The following is a 569-nucleotide window of genomic DNA, read 5'->3' as shown; positions in this document are numbered from 1 at the left end:
CTGAAGGCCCTCGACCTGCTCCGCGACGAGCCGCGCCCGGCCACCGCCGGCGCGCTCGTCGTGCTGGCGGAGGCCCGCATCCGCCTGGGCCGCGCGGAGTCCGCGGTCGAGATCATCGACCGGGCCATGGCGTGCCTGCGCCGGATGGAGCCCTCCCGCGAGGCGGCCGAAGGCTGGTTCAACCTCGCCGAGCTGCTGTCGCAGACCGGTGACGAAGAACGCCGTACCGAGGCGTACCGCAACGCGCTGGCCTGTGCGGGGCTGTGACCCACGCGACGGGAGAGACGACACGCGTGCGGTGGGCGCGCCGAAAAGGCCGGTCGGGGCGGGCCGTTGCCACGCGATGAATAAGGTGGGAAGGTCCAAGGTGCCCCGCCCGCAGCCGAGAGATTCGACCACGCCTCCATGACCAGCACGCACCGCCTCGAGCGCCGTCCGCTCCGCAGGCCCGCACTTCGTACCGCCCGCGTTCCAGAGGCCGGGGCCCGTGCGTAGGCAGGGCGCGTTCATCGCGGTGGCCGCCGCGATCTGCGGCATCGGCGCCATGGTCGCCGCGGGGCTCGCCGGCG

1 pseudogene is annotated in these 569 nt (G+C 74.2%); it reads left to right on the top strand.

The window, feature by feature from the left end:
• Positions 1–267, top strand: a pseudogene (locus ACFFNX_RS52105) (helix-turn-helix domain-containing protein); the annotation flags it as partial.
• Positions 268–569 lie beyond the last annotated feature (302 nt).

The organism is Actinoallomurus acaciae, from assembly GCF_042429965.1.
In the GTDB taxonomy this organism is placed as follows: domain Bacteria; phylum Actinomycetota; class Actinomycetes; order Streptosporangiales; family Streptosporangiaceae; genus Actinoallomurus; species Actinoallomurus acaciae.
This window is presented reverse-complemented; position numbering and strand designations above follow the sequence as displayed.